General features: G+C 45.1%; 2 protein-coding genes. Both read right to left on the reverse strand.

Annotated features, from left to right (window positions below; translation table 11 throughout):
- Positions 1 to 392 precede the first annotated feature (392 nt).
- On the reverse strand, positions 393 to 1,829 hold the full coding sequence (locus tag ACLFWI_RS27285; RefSeq protein ID WP_446415540.1) for a SagB family peptide dehydrogenase: 1,437 nt from the start codon (positions 1,827 to 1,829) through the stop codon (positions 393 to 395).
- Between the two features lie 315 nt (positions 1,830 to 2,144).
- Positions 2,145 to 4,385, reverse strand: a complete 2,241-nt coding sequence (locus ACLFWI_RS27290) for a TOMM precursor leader peptide-binding protein (RefSeq protein ID WP_446415541.1) — start codon at positions 4,383 to 4,385, stop codon at positions 2,145 to 2,147.
- Between the last annotated feature and the right edge of the window lie 262 nt (positions 4,386 to 4,647).

Consider the following 4,647-nt stretch of genomic DNA (forward strand, 5'->3'; position numbering starts at 1 on the left):
AAACTCTACACCACTGGGAATCGTTAACCCGTTCTCTTCTAAGACAGGATTTGTATTCGCGAGAAATTGCGATTTAAACTCTTCATCTACCCACGTCTGAGCAACGATTTTGGACAAAATCTTTTGAGTTTCTGGATTATTCTTTACCAAAACTGACATTGTTTTTCTCCTATTATTCCAAGAATCTAGTCAAGGGAAGTAATGATACTCAACTCAGCGCGAATTGCAGACAAGCTAGATAAAGTCTGGTTAGTCTAACTTTCTACCTAACTAGGGACAGTTATTTCCCTGATATCTGCTACGCCAAGTTATAGTTATATTAATATACAATGATTATTTTATCTATGCAAGGGGGTCGGGGAAATTAAATTAGTCTAGATTGGATCATTCGGCTAATCTACAGATGGGCTACCTAGAATAAACTCTCCGACTGAAGTTTCCCGATAGTAATCCGTTCCCACCGTCGCCGCAAATAAATCGGAATTACCACCACCGATCGCGCAAGGTGCAAGATTCATCGCTGTTGCTACCAGATACATGGTCTGCTGTAATGAACCCACATCCTTGAGCATATTAGCATAAGCAATGGATTCATAAACCCAGCTTGCTCGCTGAAACCGTGGGGCGAAGACAAACAGAACTTGCGGCATACAGAATCTACCATTGGCAAAATAGGCCTCTTCTAAAAGCGCCTCCACATTCTCATTCCTGCCCGTCAATCGACAAAGCTGATGAGCTTCGGGACGATAATGATAAACTCCAGAGTCTAGATGATCACAGGTATTCGCGATCGCATACAATTCTAACTCATATCGACCACCGCTATTCGCATAAGGTCTGTGGGTGCATTCCCCATAATCCTTCGCCGTAATTCGCTTATTCCGACTGCAGCGATACAGAAATTCCCCCAGTTGCTTCACGGTTATCGGCTTATCGCTATAACTTCGGATAGATTTCCTCTCCTCCAGTACCCAAGTAAAGGAATAATCCTCCGCCTTAAGTTTCTCGATATCCGGCTGATACAACTCAATAATCTCATCGGACATTCTCGGTTGAATCATCGGAGGTTGGGGAATCTTATCCAGGAAGCGGAACGTTTTCCCCGAATCATTGCTATGTCTTCCCTTGCGACTTCTGGCGTGAAACAGCAAATCATGAAACTCCCAGGATATTAACGAATGACTCTCGTCCTCCTCAATCTTGCCATTATCCTGCACAACACCTAGCATTTGGCTACTCAAGAGCAAACTCAAAAATAATTGTACCGTTTCTGGCGTCAATCCAGGTATCGTTTGACACAATTCCTCCCCGGTTATCGGTTGCGCCAATTCAGAAACCAGTGCCGCACCGCGCCAATCGGCTAAACTAATCTGGGCGTGGGATAAAGGAGATTCCAGGATTAACTGATTGTCCTGTTTATGGCAATAGGCAAAACGCGAGAGGGTATAGCGTTGTTCAACTCTCGCCGGTTGCACCTGAAACCGTTTAAACGGATAAATCGGAACTCGCGTAGCGATAGGAAACCCATCCCCAGCAACGGTATGGCAAATCCACCCTAACTGAATAAACTGATTCAGATAATAATAAAACGTTGCCAATCTCTCAAACCCATCAGATTGGAGAACAGTATCACTAAGATTCTCCTCTGTTCCCCCGGCTGTCGATAAAGTATTTATCGCACTTAATAATCCCGGCGATACCTGTTCCAGATTCAGCGTATACTGAGGCAGATTGCCCTTAATCCGGGTTGACTGAATCACCACGCGATCGCGCGACTCTTCAGTTACAGTAATATCCTTACGAAAAGACAGAATAAAAGGAAGTGACATAAAGCATTAATCGGGTTCGTAATTGCGCTTGTAGTTGCGCTTGTAGTTGCGCTTTAGCGCCGGTTCAACGTTCCTACCCCCACCACAAAAACAGTTGGACACACATTATTGGGCGCACGTCTATCACCCATGTCAACTTAAGACTTTGTATAACTAGCGCTCAACGTTTAGATCCCCCTAAATCCCCCTTCAAAAGGGGGACTTTGATTAATTTCTGGTTCCCCCCTTTCAAAGGGGGGCTAGGGGGGATCTCTTACTAAGTAAGGGTTTCAGCCTTAAGTTGACACCAATGCACATCTATGCGCCCCTACAGAATCACAAAAATATAGGAATCGGATTAAGCTGGGACTCCAGCAACGGTTTAGACAACCAGCCCAATTTTACCGGAACATCGTACAACCGTCCAAACGCCAATCGCTGCCAAAAATGACGCAATCCCGGCACAATCACCTTAACCACAGGCAATCCAATATCCGGACGAGTCTGATCTAAAACTAACACCTCCAAGCTCTGCTTTCCAGCAATATTGACACAACTCCTGACATCTTCCGCCAAATCCTCGCTTACCATCGGCGAATAATCACCATAACCCTTCATCTTCACCCTAGAATCAGGAACCAGATAGGGTTGATTGGCAATCGTCGCCCTTTGCCACCAATCTAACGCCACCGGATCATTAAAACGATACTCCGTTGTCCCATCAGCCGCCACCGATAACACAGCCGGAAGCACCTGATTCATCTCCGTTATCGCCCGTAATAGAGCAATTTTCGGGTCAAAATGAGCGCCGAAACCGAAGACAATATCTTCAACTTCCCGATCAACTCGTCGAGAAATCGCCGTAAACGTCGGCACATTCAAATCCGTCGTCATATCAATCACCCACATCTGCCGATGAATTGAGCGATAATACTCAACCACCTCCTCTAAATACGGGTCATCAAAACTGGCTAAATCGACCCCTGGACGCTGCACCCGATTATACCACCACAACGCCACCCCATCCCGTTCCACTAACTCCATAAACCCTTGCAAAATTGCCTCTTCTACGGTATTACCTGCCGCTGCGCCATTAGAATTTGCCCAACAATAGGGATTTTGTTCTCTAGGATAGCCGTAATAACAATAAGCCGTAGGGATATATTTAAACTGTTGATGGGTTAATGACCAAACAGGCGTCCAGTCTAATTCTTGTTGCGGATCAAAGGGTTCGGGAACCTGTTGACTTGGCGTCGATTTTTCATTTATCTGCTGACGATTCTCATACTGCGCTTCACTATAAAGCATACAGTGATTGGGATGAATCGCCCGATCGCTTAACTCTTGATAACGTCCCTTTTGGCGAATCTCATCTCCTTGAAATATACCACAATAGCGTTCAATCGCTTCACACAACGCACTTGCTTTTGCCTGACTATCGGTTTTCCCTTTACCGCCACTTTTCCCGCGCACGGTTTGCCGTAAAAAGTAGAGGGGATCGAACATCATGGCAAAGTTATGTCCGGCATAATAACTGTGAATTACACCATTGTCTGTCAGTTTTTTCGGTTGTAATGTATGCACAACCCCCGTAATCGGACTCAGATGATGTTGATATTTTTTCAGCGTGGCTTCTGGTGAGACAGAACGATGTCCGCCATCATTGGTAAATGTTTTCGTCTGGTTGTGGAGATGGATGGGAGATGGGGTTTGGTTAAACTGTTGGGGATTGCCACAGCAGGGACATTGAGGGCGCTGAACTAAAGTATGGGTTTCTGTGTTTAGGGATAGGGTATCGATGGTAATAATCTGTCCAGTAACTTGGGGATTTTTGCCTTGGACAATCCATTTAATTAGTTCCGTCACCGCGAGATTTAATCCGGTTTGCCAGGTGGAGGGGAATGCGGCTTTTGCGGTGGGAAAAATTGATGCCTTTGGGTTTTGTTTTTGGATATAAGTTTCTACAGGGCGATTTGTGCGTAACCGTTGCGCTAAACAGTGCCAACATCCGGTTTCTCCGGGTATAAATAGGGGACCTAGCCAGAGGGTAGTACCGATGGGTTTGATTAATAGCCAAGGCTGTTGGTTTTGCCAATCTTTGCTGTTAATGTCTGCGAGTTCGGGGCGCAAATAGTCATCAGTTACAACCAGGGTTAAATCACCTTCTTTCCTCAGGTTTAGGGAGAGGGATTCTAGGTGGGTTTTGATGTCTTGAAGGGAATAATTTCCCAAGCATTGTACCGATACTGTTGTGGTTTGTAAGCGATGCCATGCTGAGATTGGATTAACTTGTAAGGTTTCCAGAAAAGCGGCTATTTCTGATGAGATGTGATCCTGGGCTTCGACAATATACCCCTTTTGTTCCATTAACATTAAGGCATAGTAAATTTCCGCTGCTGATGCGGTGTTTTGTAGTTGTTCAATGATATCGTCAACGGTTTGTCCGGTGAGTAAGGGGGTTAATTGGGTGTAAAGCTGTCCATTGAGGGCGAAGGATTCCTGTTCTGAGATTAAAAATACGGTGGAATCGAGAATTTCAATATGAAAATAGGGTTTAATTATTGGTTTATTGATCATGGTATGGGGTTAAGTGAGTGGTGGGTTACGGCGGATATCTACTGAAATCGTTATTGTCTAGATTAAATACCGCCTAACCCACCCTACGATTGTATAGCAGTCGCCAAGGCGATTAGGACAAAGCCCAACGCTGAAACCTTGACCAGTCAATCTTTTGCCTTGGAGCCTTCTGCCCTGGAGCCCTCTGCCTTTTGCTATATTTGTCGGTGGGGTTGATGTCTCATGCCTGATAAAATAGGGCTAAAGCCCTTACTACAAACGA

Origin of the sequence: Coleofasciculus sp. (assembly GCF_046539235.1) — a bacterium.
GTDB lineage: Bacteria > Cyanobacteriota > Cyanobacteriia > Cyanobacteriales > Coleofasciculaceae > Coleofasciculus.